Genomic DNA, 16748 nt, shown 5'->3' with positions numbered 1-16748 from the left:
TTGCACAAGGTGAATCCATGGCGGCGTTGGATCATCTGGCTATCGGCATCCGTGGGTACCACGATTCGGGCAACTCCACCAGTATCTGCACACCACTGGCCATTCTGGCCACGCTGTTGAACCGCCTCGGTCGGCATGAACCGGCGGCCACAATCGCCGGTTTCGCGCTCAGCCCGCTGGCTCTTTCGGTGGTCCCCGAACTCGCCGCCGTGGCGGCCGGACTACGCGACGTCCTGGGCGGCAGAACTTACGAGTCGTTTGCGGCGAGGGGCGAGGCGATGACCATGGCGGAGATAGCGGCGTATGCGTATGAGCAGATCCGAACAAGCCCGAGCGCAGCTGCAACAACTACGGTGAATCCATGCAGACGCTGAGAGTCGGGGTGGCTCTGCCCGACCCGCCCTTCAACGGAATGCCCGACGGCACCGGCCTCGATATCGACCTGATGCATGCACTCGGCGACAAGATCGGTGCGACAGTCGAATTCGTGCCGTACGAAGGTGCCGACTTCGAGGGCGTCTTCGACGGGCTCGGTACCGACTACGACTGTGTCGCCGCTGGCACCACGGTCACGCCCGAGCGCGAGAAGAAGGCGGCGTTCCTCGCGCCGTATGTAATCTCCGGCCAGTCGCTGGCCGTCGACACCCGCCGGCTACCGCGCGTCACGTCCGTCGACGACCTCGAGGGGCTGACCATCGGCGTGCAGCGAGGCAACACCAGCCAGCCCATCGCCGAGCGTCTCGTCGCGCAGGGCAAGGCCCGCGCCGTCCGCACCTACGGCTACGGCACCATCCGCACAGCGATAACGGATCTCACCACGGGCGCGTGCGATGCGTTCATGAAGCTCGCGCCGGTGCTGACCGAACTGGTCAAACCCGTCCCCGGGGTCGAGGTCGTCCAGCGCGGCATCACGGTCGAGGACATCGCGATCGCCGTTCCGCGCGGTGACCAGGCGCTCTTCGGAAGGCTCACTGTCGCGCAGGCCGAACTGGAGGCGGACGGGACGCTGCAACGGATCCGCCGAAAATGGCTCGGCAACCCGTACACCGACCAGAATCTCGCGGTGCGGTGACCGCGCAGTCCACTACTCTTCGCGCGCCATCTGCAATGCCACTTCCGCGGCTTCATAGTCGGCGTCGCGGGCGGCTTCATGGACCGCGACAGCGCTTAGATGAGTGGCGACATCACCGATGCCCTTGGCCGCGGCATCGCGGTGCGCCTGGGCGGCGCGCTCGTGCGCTTCAGCAGCGTGCCGGTGTTTTTCCGCAGCGGCCAGGTGTGCCCTCCGCGCCCTGGCGTGGGCTTCACGCGCCCTGGCATGAGCCCGGTCGACGTCGGCCGAGTCGATCCGATTTCCCGCCGCTATCCGGGCGCCGAGTTCATGGAGTTCGGCCGCCCGTTCCGCGGCGGCCACCCGAGGGTCGTCGCCAAGAGAACGTCGGTCATCGACCGTCATGCGACAAGTATCGAGGCGCGCCGCCGCCGGCCGGCAGGGACGAAGGTCACGAAACCGGCGGCAGAGGTCCCCTGCCTCGGGGGCGGCGCTGATCGTGGCTGACCAGGTGGCACATGGCGGGTGACACACCACTAGGCTGGCCCCTGAGCATCACACGTCGAGGCAAGCAAGGGAGAGACCAGTGACCATCCGAGTAGGCGTGAACGGCTTCGGCCGTATCGGGCGCAGCATGTATCGGGCCCTGCTGGCGCAGCAAGCCGAGGGAAAGAGCACCGACCTCGAAATCGTGGCGGTCAACGACCTCACCGACAACGCCACGCTGGCGCACCTGCTCAAATTCGACTCGATCCTGGGCCGCCTGCCCGAGGACGTCAGCCTCGAAGGTGACGACACCATCGTCGTCGGCAGTAAGAAGGTCAAAGCCCTGGCCGTCAAGGAGGGCCCCTCGGCTCTGCCCTGGGGTGATCTCGGCGTCGACGTGGTCATCGAATCCACCGGCATCTTCACCGACGCCGCCAAGGCCAAGGGGCATCTGGAGGCGGGCGCCAAGAAGGTTGTCATCTCCGCGCCGGCCAAGGGCGAAGACCTCACCGTGGTGCTCGGCGTCAACGACGACCAATACGACGGCAGCCAGAACATCATCTCCAATGCGTCCTGCACCACGAACTGCCTTGCTCCGGTGACCAAGGTGCTCAATGACGAGTTCGGCATCGTCAAGGGCCTGATGACCACCGTGCACGCCTACACCCAGGACCAGAACCTGCAGGACGGCCCGCACAAGGATCTGCGTCGTGCCCGTGCCGCCGCAATCAACATCGTGCCCACCTCCACCGGTGCAGCCAAGGCCATCGGTCTGGTGATGCCCGAACTGAAGGGCAAGCTCGACGGCTACGCGCTGCGGGTGCCGATTCCCACCGGATCGGCCACCGACCTGACCGTCGAACTGTCCAAGCCGGGCAGCGCCGACGAGATCAACGCGGCGTTCAAGGCGGCCGCCGAGGGACCACTCAAGGGCATCCTCAAGTACTACGACGCGCCGATCGTCTCCAGCGACATCGTCACCGACCCGCACAGTTCGATCTTCGACTCCGGGCTGACCAAGGTGATCGACAACCAGGCCAAGGTGGTGTCCTGGTACGACAACGAGTGGGGCTACGCCAACCGCTGCGTCGACCTGGCTGCGCTGGTCGGCAAGTCGTTGTAGCGCCGTGGCTGTCAAGACGCTCGACGACCTTCTGGCAGAAGGGGTTTCGGGACGGGGCGTGCTGGTCCGCTCGGACCTCAACGTCCCGCTGGACGACGACGGGACGATCACCGATCCGGGCCGGATCAGAGCGTCGGTCCCGACGCTGAAGCGGCTCGCCGAAGCCGGTGCCAAGGTCGTCGTCACCGCCCACCTGGGGCGCCCGAAAAGCGGGCCGGAGCCTAAGTTTTCGCTCGGGCCGGTGGCGGTCGCGCTGAGCGAACAACTCGACCGGCATGTGCAACTGGCCAGCGATGTCGTCGGCACCGACGCCCTGGCCCGCGCCGAGGGCCTCACCGACGGCGACGTGCTGCTTCTGGAGAACGTCCGCTTCGATTCTCGCGAGACCAGCAAGGACGACGGTGAACGGCTGGCGCTGGCCAAGCAGCTGGTCGAGCTCGTAGGGGACGATGGAGCTTTCGTCTCCGACGGTTTCGGGGTGGTGCACCGCAAGCAGGCCTCGGTGTATGACGTCGCAACCCTGCTGCCGCACTACGCCGGCACGCTGGTGGCCGCCGAGGTCACGGTCCTGCGGCAGCTCACCGGTTCCGAGGAGCGGCCGTTCGCGGTGGTGGTGGGTGGTTCGAAGGTCTCCGACAAGCTCGCGGTCATCGAGTCGCTGGCGGAGAAGGCGGACAGCCTGCTCATCGGTGGCGGGATGTGCTTCACGTTCCTGGCCTCCCAGGGCGCTTCGGTCGGCACCTCGCTGCTCGAAGAGGACATGATCGACACCTGTCGCAAGCTGTTGGAGACCTACGGGGACGTGATCCACGTGCCGGTCGATATCGTCGTCGCCGACGAGTTCAAAGCAGACGCGACGCCCGAGATCGTGCGCGCCGACCGGATTCCCGACGGGAAAATGGGCCTGGACATCGGGCCCGGTTCGGTCGAGCGGTTCACCAACCTGCTGTCCAACGCCAGGACGGTTTTCTGGAATGGACCGATGGGCGTGTTCGAGTTCCCGGCGTTCGCGGCCGGCACCAAGGGCGTCGCTGAGGCCATCATCACCGCCACCGGTAAGGGCGCGTTCAGCGTCGTCGGCGGCGGGGACTCCGCGGCCGCCGTGCGTCAACTCGGGCTGCCGGAGGACGGCTTCTCCCACATTTCCACCGGCGGCGGCGCGTCGCTGGAATACCTGGAGGGTAAGACCCTGCCCGGCCTCGCAGTTTTAGAAGAGTGAGAGGTACCGCAATCGTGACTCGCAAGCCGCTGATCGCCGGCAACTGGAAGATGAACCTCAACCACTTCGAGGCGATCGCGCTGGTGCAGAAGATCGCGTTCGCGTTGCCTGCGAAGTACTTCGACAAGGTCGACGTCGCGGTGATACCGCCGTTCACCGACCTGCGCAGCGTGCAGACGCTGGTCGACGGCGACAAGCTGCTGCTGTCCTACGGCGCGCAGGATCTCTCGCAGCACGATTCGGGCGCCTACACCGGCGACACCAGCGGCGCGTTCCTGGCCAAGCTGGGCTGCACCTACGTCGTCGTCGGGCACTCCGAACGCCGCACCTATCACCATGAGGACGACGCGCTTGTCGCCGCGAAGGCCGCTGCCGCGTTCCGGCACGGTTTGGTGCCGATCATCTGTATCGGCGAGCAACTCGAGGTTCGCGAGGCGGGCAACCACGTCGAGCACAACGTCGAGTCGCTGCGCGGCTCGCTGGCTGGGCTGTCGGCCGAGCAGATCGGCCAGGCTGTGATCGCCTACGAGCCGGTGTGGGCGATCGGTACCGGCAGGGTAGCCAGCGCCGCCGACGCGCAGGAGGTCTGCAAGGCGATCCGCGACGAGTTGGGCAAGCTGGCGACGCCGCAGTTGGCGGCTGGCGTCCGCGTCCTGTACGGCGGCTCGGTGAACGCCAAGAACGTCGGCGAGATCGTCGCGCAGGAGGACGTCGACGGGGCCCTCGTCGGCGGGGCTTCGCTGGACGGGGAGCAGTTCGCAACGCTGTCGGCTATCGCGGCCGGCGGGCCGCTGCCGTAGGCAGTCCGGTAATCTGGCGGCCATGGAATTGGCCTTGCAGATCATCCTGGTCGTGACCAGCGTCCTGGTCGTGCTCCTGGTGCTGCTGCATCGCGCCAAGGGCGGCGGCTTGTCCACGCTGTTCGGCGGCGGCGTCCAGTCCAGCTTGTCCGGGTCGACGGTGGTGGAGAAGAACCTGGACCGGTTGACCTACTTCGTCACCGGCATCTGGCTGGTTTCGATCGTCGGCGTCGCGCTGCTCATCAAGTACAGCTGACCCGATCTGCGCCTGCGACCTGCTGCGGCGGCGTCGATACTTGAGTCATGGGTGACGTCACCGAGCTCGAACCGATCGGTGCGGTGAAGCGCACCCGGGTGGGCCGCGACGCCACCGAGCCGATGCGCGAGGACATCCGGCTTCTCGGCGCGATACTCGGCGACACCGTGCGCGAGCAGAACGGCGAGGAGATGTTCGACCTCGTCGAGCGCGCACGCGTGGAGTCGTTCCGGGTGCGCCGTTCCGAGATCGACCGCGCCGAACTCGCGGGGATGTTCGACGGCATCGAGATCCGCAGGGCGATTCCGGTCATCCGCGCCTTCACCCAGTTCGCACTGCTGGCCAACGTCGCCGAGGACATCCACCGGGAGCGTCGGCGGGCCGTCCATGTCGAGGCGGGGGAGCCGCCGCAGGACAGCAGCCTGGCCGCCACCTACGCCAAGCTCGACGCCGTCGAGTTGGATGCCGGCACCGTCGCCGAGGCGCTGGCAGGGGCGTTGGTGTCGCCGGTGATCACCGCGCATCCGACCGAGACCAGGCGGCGCACGATCTTCGACACCCAGCACCGCATCACCGAGTTGATGCGGCTGCGGCTGCACGGCCACATCCGGACCGACGACGGTCGCGACATAGAGCAGGAACTTCGCCGCCACATCCTCACGCTGTGGCAGACTGCGCTGGTTCGGTTGTCCCGGTTGAAGATTCAGGACGAGATCGAAACCGGCTTGCGGTACTATCCGGCCGCATTCTTTGAGGTCATCCCGCAAGTGAACGGTGACGTGCGCACCGAACTGAACGCGCGCTGGCCCGACGCCGGGCTGCTCGACGAGCCGATCGTGCGGCCCGGGTCGTGGATCGGCGGCGATCGGGACGGCAACCCGAACGTCACGGCCGAGGTGGTCCGCCTCGCCACCGGCAGTGCCGCTTACACGGCGCTGGACCACTACTTCGCCGAGATCGCCGCGCTCGAGGAAGAGCTGTCGATGTCCGCGCGCCTGGTCCAGATCAGCGGTGCCCTCGAAGCGTTGGCCGCCCGCTGCGACGAACCCGCGCGGGCCGACGAGCCGTATCGGCGAGCATTGCGCGTGATCCGCGCCCGACTTACCTCGACGGCCAAGGAGATCCTCGACGAGCAACCCGAACACGAACTCGATTTGGGCCTCGAGCGCTACCAGACACCCGCCGAGTTGCTCGCCGACTTGAACGTGGTCGACCAGTCGCTGCGCACCAACGGCAGCGCGGTGCTGGCCGACGACCGGCTCGCCCGGCTGCGAGAAGCCGTGCACACGTTCGGTTTTCACCTCTGCGGGCTCGACATGCGACAGAACTCCGAGGTGCACGAGGAGGTCGTCGCCGAGCTACTCGCGTGGGCGGGGGTGCACCCTGACTACGGCTCACTGGCCGAGGCGCAGCGGGTGGAACTGCTGGCCGGCGAGCTGGCGACCCGGCGACCGCTGGTCAGGGACGGCGCCGAACTGTCCGAATTGGCCCGCAAGGAACTCGACATCGTGGCGGCGGCCGCGCGGGCCGTGGAGGTGTTTGGGTCGCGGGCGGTGCCGAACTACATCATCTCGATGTGCGAGTCGGTGTCGGACCTATTGGAGGCCGCGATTCTGCTCAAAGAGGCCGGCCTGCTGGACGTGGCGGCGGACACACCGTATGCGCCGGTGGGCATCGTGCCGCTGTTCGAGACCATCGACGATCTGAAGCGCGGCTCGTCGATTCTCGAGGCGGCGCTGGATCTCCCGGTGTACCGGTCGATCGTGTCGGCGCGCAGCGAGAGCCAGGAGGTGATGCTCGGCTACTCCGACTCCAATAAAGACGGCGGTTACCTGGCGGCGAACTGGGCGCTGTACCGCGCCGAACTCGACCTGGTGGAGTCGGCACGCAAAACCGGAATCCGGTTGCGACTCTTCCACGGTCGCGGAGGCACGGTCGGTCGCGGTGGCGGGCCGAGCTACGAGGCCATCCTGGCGCAGCCGCCCGGCGCGGTGAACGGATCGCTGCGGATCACCGAGCAGGGCGAGGTCATCGCCGCCAAGTACGCCGAGCCGCAGATCGCACACCGCAACCTCGAGACCCTTGTGGCTGCCACGTTGGAGGCGACGCTGCTCGACGTCGAAGGGCTCGGCGATGAAGCGGGTCCGGCCTACGAGGTGCTCGATGACCTGGCCGTGCGCGCTCAACGGGCATATGCCGAATTGGTCCATGAGACACCGGGTTTCGTCGATTATTTCAAGGCCTCGACGCCGGTGAGCGAGATCGGCGCACTCAACATCGGCAGCCGGCCGTCGTCGCGCAAACCCACCACCTCGATAGCCGACCTGAGGGCGATTCCGTGGGTGCTGGCATGGAGCCAGTCGAGGGTCATGCTGCCCGGCTGGTACGGCACCGGAACGGCGTTCGAGGAGTGGATCGGTCAGGGGCCCGAGCCTGAGCACGCTCGTCTCGAGTTGCTGCAGGACCTGTACCGGCGGTGGCCGTTCTTCCGTACCGTGCTGTCGAACATGGCGCAGGTACTGGCGAAATCCGACCTGGGGCTGGCGGCCCGCTATGCCGAACTCGTCGACGACGAAGAGCTACGGCGGCGGGTGTTCGACAAGATCGTCGCCGAGCACGCCCGTACGATCCGGATGCACAAGTTGATCACCGGCCAGGACGACCTGCTGGCCGACAACCCGGCGCTGGCCCGTTCGGTGTTCAACCGCTTCCCCTACCTGGAGCCGCTGAACCACCTCCAGGTCGAGTTGCTGCGCCGCTACCGCTCCGGTGACGACGACGAACTCGTCCAGCGCGGAATCCTGCTGACAATGAGCGGGTTGGCGACGGCGCTGCGCAACAGCGGCTAGACAACAGTGCATTGACACTTCGGTCCTCGGATGTCACAGTCGTGTTCTGGCTTAAATGAAAACAATGTTTTCAGTTAAGAGGGCTGGAGAGACATGTGAGCGACGCGAACCCGATGGCCTGGCTGCCGTTCTCCATCGCCGAGGCGGCGCTGACCGGTCAAGGCGGCGGTGAAGGTGAGCTGGCCCGGGCCTGGCCGCATCTTCTCGAACGGTTGAAAGCCGCCGGCGAACTCGTCGTGTCCAGTGAGGTCAACCGCAACAGCGTCGACTACGCATCGGGGATGAGGCACCTGATGGTGCTGTTGGCCGTCGGTATCGACGAGGCGCTGCGGACCGATCCCGATCCGGTTCTGGCGGTGACCCGCACAAGCACCGATGACATCCTGACGTGGGGTATGGAATGTCCGGACTGCATTTACCTGCGGGCGACGCTGCGGGGTGGCGAGACCTACCGGCTGTTCGGCAACCGGGGCACCGCGCGGTACGTCGGTCTGCAGACCATGAACGGAATCGTGTCCACGACCAACTGCCTGGTCGACGACCTCGAGATGGACGCGGACGGAAACTTCGAGGTAACGCTCTCGGCCGCCGAGCACGAGGGCAACTGGATGCGGCTCGAGGGCGACCATCCCACGCTCGTGGTCCGGCACTTCTTCTACGACTGGGACAACGAGAAGCCGTCCTCGCTGCAGATCGAGCGCATCGGCGACGAGGTGGAACCGAAGGACCCCTCGGTGGCGGCCGACGTCGCGGTCTCGCGCCAGATTCACGCGCTGGGTGAGTTCGTTCACGACAACCTCAAGTTCTTCCTCGACTTCAATGCGGGTCCACCGGCCAATGGCTTCATGCCGCCGATCGACCGTTCCGACATGGGGGCCGCCGCGGAGAACCGGCCGGTCATCGGATGCTACGAACTCGAACCCGATGAGGCATTGATCCTGGAGGTCGAGCCTCCCGAAGGCGTGTACTGGAGCTACTCGCTGGGCAATCCATGGTGGGAGACCGTTCACTACGGCCGCCATCAGTCCAGCCTCAACGCACATCAGGCGACGGTCGACTCCGACGGAATTCTTCGTGTCGTCGTCAGCTCGCGCGATCCCGGAGTCGCGAATTGGCTTGATACGGCAGGACATAGCAACGGCGCGATGATTCTGCGATGTGTGCGGACCGAGACCGCGCCTACCCCGAGCGCACGGGTCGTCAAATTCGCCGATGTCGCGTCGGAGTTACCCGCCGGCACCGCGACGGTCAGCCCCGCGCAACGGGCCGCCATCCTCGCGGCGCGCCGGCGCGCCGTTCACGAGAGGTTCTCCAAATGACCTTCAGCGCGGACGAACTCGAGGAGGGCGCACAGATCGCCACCGGACTCGACGATTTCGGCTCGCCCTACTATCGCGAAGGATTGGAGCGCACCGTCGACGCGCTGAACAATGAAGCCGATCTCAACGAGACGGGCCGGGTCATCCAGCACGCGACCATCAGCAACGCCCTCATACAACGGTTGCGCATCGTCGACACCTACCAGCAGCATCCCGAGATCGACGAAGAAGTCGTCGGGGGTCCGGTGTTCGTCATCGGGCTGCCGCGCACCGGAACAACGGCTCTGAGCCAACTGGTGGCCAATGATCCGCAGTTTCGGTCGTTGCGGCTGTGGGAGTCTCAAGCATGCACGCCGCCACCGGAGGCGGCGACCCAGCATGACGATCCGCGGATCGCGCAAGCGGCCGAAGGAATCGCCATGATGGACAGCATGTTTCCGCGCATGCGGACCATGATGAACTCGGAGCCGCAGGCACCCACCGAATGCCAGGACCTGATGGGGATGAGTTTCCGCACCTTCCACTTCGACGGGGTGGTGCGGGTCCCCGGGTACCTGGCGTGGCTTATGCAGTGCGATATGCGGGAGACGTACACTTTTCACCGCCAAGTGCTCAAACTTCTTCAATGGCGCTGCCCGCCGACCCTGTGGCACCTGAAGACGCCGGTTCACATGTTCTCGCTCGATGCGCTCGTGGCGGCCTACCCGAACGCGAAGTTCCTATGGAGTCACCGCGACCCGGCGAAGGTACTGGCGTCGGTGTGCAGCCTGATCCAATACGTACGCAGTTGGAGTAGTGATCGTGACGACCCGCATGAGCTTGGCGTCGAGCAGCTCGAGTGCTGGACCGAAGGTGTCCGGCGCGCGATCGATTTCCGAAATCGATTCGGAGACAACCGGTTCGCTGATGTGTCGTTTGCCGACCTCAATGCCGACCCGATCGGCACCCTGGAGAAAAGCTACGGCCGCCTGGACCTGACATTCACCGACGAGGCGCGTCGCAGCGTGCAGCAGTGGGCGGACGAGCACCGGCCCGGCTCGCGTGGCGAACACAATTACGACCTCGCCGACTATGGCCTGACTCGGCAGCAGGTGCACGAATCCTTCGCCGACTATCTGGCCGCATACGACGCCACCGCGTGATGGACACCGTAGCGAGGCGGCGACGCCAGAAGCTGGGGCCCGATCCCGGCGTGCGTGAGGCGCTCGTGGGCGCCGCCACCGAGATCGTTCGCGACGAGGGAATCGCTTCGGTCAGCGTGGCCCGCGTGCTCAACCGCGCCGCACTGAGCACCCGAGCCTTCTATCGGCATTTTGATTCGAAAGACGCACTGGTGCGCGCGGTGTTCCTGCAGATGGCGCGAATCGAGATGCGCAGGTTGAAGCGCAAGATGGCCGCGGCGTCCAACCCCACCGAAGCGGTGGTGGCGTGGATCGACGGTCGCCTGGATCTGGCGTTCAACGAACGGATCAGATCTGACCTGCGGCAGATGTCGCTCGAGGCGCAGACGCAGATGTTCGCGGCGCCCGAGCTGGTCAGCGAGGCCTACGGTGAGATCTTGACGCCGCTCGTCGAGCAGCTCGAAAGGGGCAAGGCCGCCGGCCTTTTCCCTCACATCAATCCAGCAGCCGACGCGTTGTCGATCCACGGCGCGATCTGGGCGAGTGTCGAACGCCAATGGACGACCGGCGAATGCGACCAGCATGACGTCCGCGAACAGGTCGTCCGGTTCTGCATGCGCGGACTCGGCGTAGCGCAACCCACAGAAAGGTGACTCGATGGACCTGGGTTTGGCGGGTTCGACGGCGGTTGTTACGGGCGGAAGCAAGGGTATGGGCCTGGCGATCGCCACGACATTCGCGCAAGAGGGCGCGAGGGTCGCAGTGATGGCAAGGGGCACCGAAGCCCTCGACGCCGCGACGGCGAAGCTTCGTGCTGCGGGGGCGCCGGATGCCGTCGCGATCAGCGTCGACATGTCGGACTCCGCGTCGATCGCCGCCGGCTTCGAGGCGGTCGCCCAGCGGTGGGGCGAACTCAACAGCCTGGTCCATACGATCGGGCCGGGTGACGGGTACTTCGAGGACATGGACGACGCGCAATGGGAGGAGGCATTCACGCTCGGCACGATGTCCGGTGTGCGCTCCGTCCGGGCCGCGCTCCCGATGCTGCGGGCCGCTGGGTGGAGCAGGATCGTGACATTGTCGGCCCATTCGATTCAGCGACAGAACCCACGGATCGTCGCCTACACCGCATCGAAGGCGGCGCTGAGCAGTGTTACCAAGAATTTGTCGAAAAGCCTTGCCAAGGACGGGATTCTGGTCAACTGCGTATGTCCGGGCACCATCGTCACGGCAAGCTTCACCGAAGTGCTCAAGGACATTTTGGCCGCGGACGGACTCGATGCGAGCGATCCCGCTGACGTGATGACCTGGATCGACAACAACTTCCACCAACCGTGTGATCTCGGCCGCGCCGGCCTGCCCGAGGAGGTCGCGTCGATCACCGTCTATTTGGCGTCAAGGCGCAACGGCTATGTCACCGGGGCCACCGTCAACGTCGACGGCGGCTCCGATTTCATCTGAGCTGCACGGCCGGCACTAAAGGCCGGTGGTCCTGCGCACCTTGTTCACTGCCTCCCGTACCACCTGTTCGGTCGCGGCCAGCGGCGAGATCACCGACTCGCCGAGGCCGACGATGCGCTCGACCCGGTCGACGATGCCCTCCATGCGGTCCACCACCGCGTTCAGGCGCGGGGCGAGTTGGTTGATCTGGCTGATCGTCTCGTTGAACCGCTCCAGGGTGGCGTCCAGGTTCTCTGTCGACTTGTTGAGATCGACGAGCGTCTCGCCGAGTCCCTCGAGGATGGTGTCGACCTGCTCGACGGTGACGTCGGCGTTGAGCGCCGCCTGCGCGAGCTTCCTGATCCGTTCCGGCCCGGTGCGTACCGGCTTACCACCCTTGTCTGCCATGGACGCCATTATGGCGGCAGGCATGGAACCGCTGGGTGGAACGGGTCGTCTGACTAGGTGTGAGCCAATCAGAGACCACATCGAGGCAGTGCCCGGTGGATCCACGCAGTTTCACGGTCGGATCGGATCCGACGACCGCAAATGCCGACTACGACGCGGGGTTCCGTGACGGCCGCAGTTCGTCAGAACGGGGGCGGTTCGTCGTCCCTGGCGATGCGTTCGGAGAGGAGTAGGTTTTTACGGGCGATGCGCGCGGCGTTGTGTTGTCGTTCCAGCGCAACGCGGTAGGCCTTGTCTTCGGCACGAGTGCGATTACGAGTTGGCATCATCGCGCCGCGCCGCGGGTCTGCCGGTCCGCTCGACGGTGCCCCGTCGACCTCGCCGGTGGGTTGGCCCAACTGCTCGAAGAACTGGGCACCCGCGGGCACGGTAGTGTACGTCTGGCCGCTCGGGGCGCGCCAAACCACGGTGCCGTCGGACAGTTGCCGGTCGCGCCACCCGCCGGCGCCCGTCCAGAACGTCTTCAGCAGATGATGAAATACGCACAGCAGCTTCAGATTTGACGGGTGCGTGGGTCCCAGCGGATACGGGATTGTGTGGTCGATTTGGCAGGCCGTCGCGGGCACATCACAGCCGGGGAACCGGCACGTCAGATCGCGGCACCGGACGAACCGGGCCAATGCTGCCGAAGGCCGGTAACCCTGCTCGGCACACGGCTCCGGGAGCGAAACCGGCCTCAGCCGGGCGCCGGCGGCCATCTCGCGCAGCATCGATGCGGGCACCGCACCGAACCCCGCCAGATATCCCGGAGTGTCCGATCGACCCTCGAGCGTCGCTTGTTCGGCGATCCCGTCGATGACGAGCTGACTCAATGACGGCTGTTCCTCCTTGCCGGCGCTCGGGCAATCCTCGGCGCCGCAGCCGCACTCCAGCCGTATCTGCCCAGCTGCCATAGCCCTTAGCGCGTCGACGCGACGCTGGGCGGCGGTTCTCGGATCGTCGCGGCACACAGTGGCCGCGATCTGGTCGAGGCGGGTGTCGAAAGCGACGCCGTCGGCGAAGGCGAGCTTGGCCCAGATCCCGACCATGCCCGGGCCGATCGGGCCGACTTCGACGTAAGTGTCATCGGTGGCCGGCTTGGGCTCGCGTACCCCGGCCGGATCGAACTTCTCCACCCACATGTCGATGCGCTCGCGAAGTTTGGGGCCGGATGATTTCATCCACTTCGGAGCGCACTGCGCGAACGCCGCGTCGAGTCGTGCGAGGGCGTCGGCGTCCTCGACGTTCTGGCTGCGGTTGACCAGCGCGGCCATCATCCGGAAATCGATCTCCCCGGCAGCGAACACCTGGGCCACCTTCGGCAAGCGCTCCCGCAAGTCGATCGCGTAGTGCAGGCGCCCCGCCGCCCGACCGCGACTGATGTTCAGCGCCGCCGAAATCTCGGCCACCACGTTGGCGTGGCCATCGATGGCCCAATCTGCTCGTTCGTCGTCGTTTTCGGGAGCGCGTCGGGCGTACAGCTCGCCGATCGCGATCAGCTCCCGGGCGCAGGCCGCGCTCTGCGCGCGGGAGGCCGCGGCGATGGACTCGACCACCGCGGCATCATCGAGCGTTTCGAACATGCGTGCGATATTACCCGCGCCCACCGACCGCGTTGACTCATCAGAAATGCGCGCGAAACGGTGATTCGTTGCCTCATTAGAAATGCGCGTGTACGCCCAGTGGATGGGGTTGAGGTTGGCACAGCGCAGAGCAATCACCGAGACGACCGCGATCCGCTACCAGCAGGCCAGTAAGCGCGGCAAGAGTCGGATCCTCGACGAGTTGTGCGCCAATACCGGCTGGCACCGAAACCACGCTCGCAAGGCGCTTACCGCTGCGCTGCGGCCCAAAGGTGTTACTCCGCGTGGTCCGCGGCCGGTGACGTACGGACCCGAGGTCATCGCGGCGCTGACGGTCTGTTGGACGGTGCTGGGAATGCCGGCCGGCAAACGGCTCGCCCCCATGCTCGCAGAGCTGGTGGCCGTGCTGCGCCACTTCCGGGAGCTGGTCATCAGTGATGAGACCGCGGCACTGTTGGTATCGATGTCGGCGGCCACCATTGATCGCCGCCTAGCCGATGAACGGGCCAAACACAAGGTCAAAGGGCGTGTGGGCACCAAGCCGGGATCACTGCTCAAAAGCCAGATCCCGGTACGCACTTGGGCCGAATGGGACGATGCTGTGCCCGGCTTCGTCGAGATCGACACGGTCTTTCATGACGGCGGCAATCGCGGTGGGGGCCATGCCTTCACGCTGACGGTCACCGACATTGCCACCGGCTGGACCGAGAACCGCTCACTGCCCGACAGGGCCGCCAAGACCGTGGTGGCCGCCCTCAATCACATCGCTGCGGCGATGCCGTTCCCGATCCTGGGCGTGGACTGCGACAACGGATCGGAATTCATCAACGACGACCTACTCAAATGGTGCCAAGACCGCCGCATCACCTTCACCCGAGCACGCCCGGGCAATAAGAACGACGGCTGCCACGTCGAGCAGAAGAACTGGTCAGTGGTCCGCACCGTGGTCGGATACTACCGCTACGACACCGCGTCAGAACTGTTGTTGCTCAACGAGGTTTGGCACTTGCAGTCAAAGCTGACCAACTACTTCCACCCCCAGCAGAAGCTGATATCCAAAGTCCGCACAGGAGCCAAGGTGTCCCGCAAACACGACACCGCCACCACTCCGTTTCACCGCGCGATCAACCACCCGACCACGCCGGTAAAACGCATCGTGGCGCTGACCCGCTCCTACTCGCTGATCAACCCCGCCGCCACTCAACGCCAGATCCAGGCTCTGACCGCGCAGCTCTTCATCCTGGCCACCAGCAAAGCTGGCACGGCGCCCAACCACCAGTCACCAAGCGCGCACGCTCACGTGAGGCAACGAACACCCCTACGCGCGCATCTTGACATGAGGCAACTTGCCGACAAGGGGCCGAAATCTTCCTCTCGGTCGGTCAGAGCTTGCTAGCTGCCGCCTCGTCGAGTAGCCACACCGTCGCTTCCCGACCGACCGCACCCGCCGCCGGCCAGTCATCGGGGTCCGCGCCGCCGACCGCCGCGGCCACCGCATCGGCCTTCCCCTCACCCGAGACCACCAACCACACCTCTCGCGACCGCCGAACGGCCGGCAGCGTCAACGTGATTCGGCGCGGCGGCGGCTTGGGGGAGTCCTCGACACCGAGCACCAGACGCTCGGTCTCACGGACCGCGGGTGTGTGGGGGAACAGCGAGTTGACATGCCCCTCGGGGCCCATCCCCAGCAGGTGTACGTCGAAGTTCGGAGCAGGCTCACCGTCGTCGGCGTCGGCGGCCAGCACCCGTTCGTACGCGGCCGCGGCAGCGTCGAGGTCGTCGCCGAACTCCGCGCCGCTGGCCGCCATGGGGTGCACATTGTCGGCCGGGATGCCCACATGATCCAGCAGTGCCTCGCGGGCCTGCTTGTCGTTGCGCTCGTCGTCGTCGGCCGGCACGAAGCGGTCGTCGCCCCAGTAGAGTTGCACCTTCGCCCAGTCGATCCCGTCGCCGTTCTCGCCAACGTGTTTCAGCAGCCCGATTCCGGTTCCGCCACCGGTCAGCACGATGCGCGCCGACCCTCGCTTGTCGATGGCGTCGACGATGGCGGCCACAAGCCGATCACCTGCGGCCGCCACCAGCGATGCCGCATCCGGATAACGCTCGACGATCGTGCTCATGCGTACTGCACCTTCTCGATTCCGCGTAGGGCTTCGTGGTAGATCTCGTCGGGATCGAGCCTGCGCAGGTCCTCGGCGAGGCACTCCTTGGCCTCCCTGCGGGCCAACGGGATTCGTGCCTCAGGCCGGCTGGTGCGGCTCAGCGTCGCGGTGACACCCGTTTGGGGCCGTCTCAGAGTGATCGTCTGTCCGCCGCGCACCAGTTCCACTTTCAGCTCGCCGACCTCCCTCCGCACCGGAGCGTCGGTTCTGGCGGCCAGCCACCCCGCCAGCACGTCGAGCGACGGCTCCTCCCGAAGACCCGACACCAACGCAGAGGAGATCGGCTCGTGCGGTTCCTGGTCGACCGCCGCCGCCAGCAAGGCCCGCCAGTACGTGATCCGGGCCCAGCAGAGGTCGGTGTCGCCGGCGGTGTAGCCGCCCAGCCGCCCCTTGATCGTGGACATCGGATCGGAGCAGTGCGTCGCATTGGTTATCCGTCGAATCGCCAACCGGCCCAACGGATCTTTGGCGGGAACTCCCGGACCGCCCGCGGGCCACCACGCCACCACCGGTGTGTCCGGCAGGAGGAACGGAAGCACCACGGCGTTGGCGTGGTCGGCGAGTTCGCCGTGCAGGCGCAGTGCGACGATTTCGCCGGCGCCGGCATCCCCGCCGACGCGTAGTTGCGCGTCCAACCGGGCGTCGGCGGCGTTCCGGTCGCCCGGTACCACGACAATCACCCGGCAGGGGTGCTCGCGACTGGCGAAGTTGGCCGCTTCGATCGAATCCTCCAGCAAGCCGTCGGAATCGAGTGAGATCACCAGGGTCAGCACGCGGCTGAGCGTGATCGCACCACCCTCCTCGCGCAGGCCGGTGATCTTCTTGTTGATGTCGTTGGTGCTGGTGTCGGGCAGGTCGACAATCATGGCTATCGGCTCTCCTTCTGCCCCGC

General features: G+C 66.1%; 16 protein-coding genes and 1 pseudogene. 12 read left to right on the top strand and 5 right to left on the bottom strand.

Features of this window, described 5'->3' with window-relative positions:
• The first annotated feature begins 17 nt into the window (after positions 1-17).
• Both QGN32_RS01205 and QGN32_RS01200 read left to right on the top strand, forming a co-directional pair.
• Positions 18-374, top strand: a complete 357-nt coding sequence (locus tag QGN32_RS01205) for a hypothetical protein (protein WP_326546874.1) — start codon at positions 18-20, stop codon at positions 372-374.
• A complete protein-coding gene (locus tag QGN32_RS01200; protein WP_326546873.1) occupies positions 362-1072 on the top strand; it encodes an ABC transporter substrate-binding protein in 711 nt (236 codons plus the stop codon). The genes QGN32_RS01205 and QGN32_RS01200 overlap by 13 nt, the downstream gene beginning before the upstream one ends.
• 12 nt (positions 1073-1084) lie before the next feature.
• On the opposite strand, the gene QGN32_RS01195 is transcribed toward QGN32_RS01200, so the two are convergent.
• Positions 1085-1456 (bottom strand): hypothetical protein, encoded by a 372-nt coding sequence (locus tag QGN32_RS01195; protein ID WP_326546872.1) that lies wholly within the window; start codon positions 1454-1456, stop codon positions 1085-1087.
• Between the two features lie 181 nt (positions 1457-1637).
• On the opposite strand from QGN32_RS01195, the gene gap reads away from it, so the two are divergent.
• The 9 genes from gap (at position 1638) to QGN32_RS01150 (ending at position 11685) form a co-directional block, all read left to right on the top strand.
• Positions 1638-2660 carry a type I glyceraldehyde-3-phosphate dehydrogenase gene (gene gap / locus QGN32_RS01190; RefSeq protein WP_326546871.1) on the top strand — a complete coding sequence of 341 codons (1023 nt, stop codon included), beginning with the start codon at positions 1638-1640 and terminating at the stop codon, positions 2658-2660.
• A 4-nt stretch (positions 2661-2664) separates the two neighbouring features.
• Positions 2665-3879 carry a phosphoglycerate kinase gene (locus QGN32_RS01185; RefSeq protein WP_326546870.1) on the top strand — a complete coding sequence of 405 codons (1215 nt, stop codon included), beginning with the start codon at positions 2665-2667 and terminating at the stop codon, positions 3877-3879.
• Positions 3880-3893: 14 nt separating this feature from the next.
• The gene (tpiA, locus tag QGN32_RS01180; RefSeq protein ID WP_326546869.1) at positions 3894-4679 is read left to right on the top strand and encodes a triose-phosphate isomerase; all 786 of its coding nucleotides are present in this window, start codon (positions 3894-3896) and stop codon (positions 4677-4679) included.
• Positions 4680-4701: 22 nt separating this feature from the next.
• Positions 4702-4935, top strand: coding sequence for a preprotein translocase subunit SecG (secG, locus tag QGN32_RS01175; protein ID WP_326546868.1), 234 nt, complete (start codon positions 4702-4704; stop codon positions 4933-4935).
• Between the two features lie 47 nt (positions 4936-4982).
• The gene (gene ppc, locus QGN32_RS01170; protein ID WP_326546867.1) at positions 4983-7784 is read left to right on the top strand and encodes a phosphoenolpyruvate carboxylase; all 2802 of its coding nucleotides are present in this window, start codon (positions 4983-4985) and stop codon (positions 7782-7784) included.
• Between the two features lie 95 nt (positions 7785-7879).
• Entirely contained in the window at positions 7880-9103 is a 1224-nt protein-coding gene (locus QGN32_RS01165; protein WP_326546866.1) for a DUF1214 domain-containing protein, read from the top strand.
• Positions 9100-10245: a sulfotransferase family protein gene (locus QGN32_RS01160; RefSeq protein WP_326546865.1), complete on the top strand. Its 1146-nt coding sequence runs from the start codon at positions 9100-9102 to the stop codon at positions 10243-10245. Before QGN32_RS01165 ends, QGN32_RS01160 begins: the two co-directional genes overlap by 4 nt.
• Positions 10245-10877 carry a TetR/AcrR family transcriptional regulator gene (locus tag QGN32_RS01155; protein WP_326548876.1) on the top strand — a complete coding sequence of 211 codons (633 nt, stop codon included), beginning with the start codon at positions 10245-10247 and terminating at the stop codon, positions 10875-10877. The genes QGN32_RS01160 and QGN32_RS01155 overlap by 1 nt, the downstream gene beginning before the upstream one ends.
• 4 nt (positions 10878-10881) lie before the next feature.
• A complete protein-coding gene (locus tag QGN32_RS01150; RefSeq protein WP_326546864.1) occupies positions 10882-11685 on the top strand; it encodes an SDR family NAD(P)-dependent oxidoreductase in 804 nt (267 codons plus the stop codon).
• A 15-nt stretch (positions 11686-11700) separates the two neighbouring features.
• On the opposite strand, the gene QGN32_RS01145 is transcribed toward QGN32_RS01150, so the two are convergent.
• On the bottom strand, positions 11701-12072 hold the full coding sequence (locus tag QGN32_RS01145) for an ATPase (protein ID WP_326546863.1): 372 nt from the start codon (positions 12070-12072) through the stop codon (positions 11701-11703).
• Positions 12073-12254: 182 nt separating this feature from the next.
• A complete protein-coding gene (locus tag QGN32_RS01140) occupies positions 12255-13694 on the bottom strand; it encodes an HNH endonuclease signature motif containing protein (RefSeq protein WP_326548875.1) in 1440 nt (479 codons plus the stop codon).
• Positions 13695-13776: 82 nt separating this feature from the next.
• Between QGN32_RS01140 and QGN32_RS01135 the strand changes: the two are divergent.
• Positions 13777-15029, top strand: a pseudogene (locus QGN32_RS01135) (DDE-type integrase/transposase/recombinase).
• A gap of 47 nt (positions 15030-15076) precedes the next feature.
• Here QGN32_RS01135 and pgl read toward each other — a convergent pair.
• Complete coding sequence (pgl, locus tag QGN32_RS01130; RefSeq protein WP_326546862.1) at positions 15077-15814, bottom strand: 6-phosphogluconolactonase; 738 nt, start codon at positions 15812-15814, stop codon at positions 15077-15079.
• Positions 15811-16722: a glucose-6-phosphate dehydrogenase assembly protein OpcA gene (gene opcA, locus QGN32_RS01125; RefSeq protein ID WP_326546861.1), complete on the bottom strand. Its 912-nt coding sequence runs from the start codon at positions 16720-16722 to the stop codon at positions 15811-15813. Before opcA ends, pgl begins: the two co-directional genes overlap by 4 nt.
• Between the last annotated feature and the right edge of the window lie 26 nt (positions 16723-16748).

The sequence above is a fragment of the Mycolicibacterium sp. ND9-15 genome (assembly GCF_035918395.1).
Classification (GTDB): domain Bacteria; phylum Actinomycetota; class Actinomycetes; order Mycobacteriales; family Mycobacteriaceae; genus Mycobacterium.
This window is presented reverse-complemented; position numbering and strand designations above follow the sequence as displayed.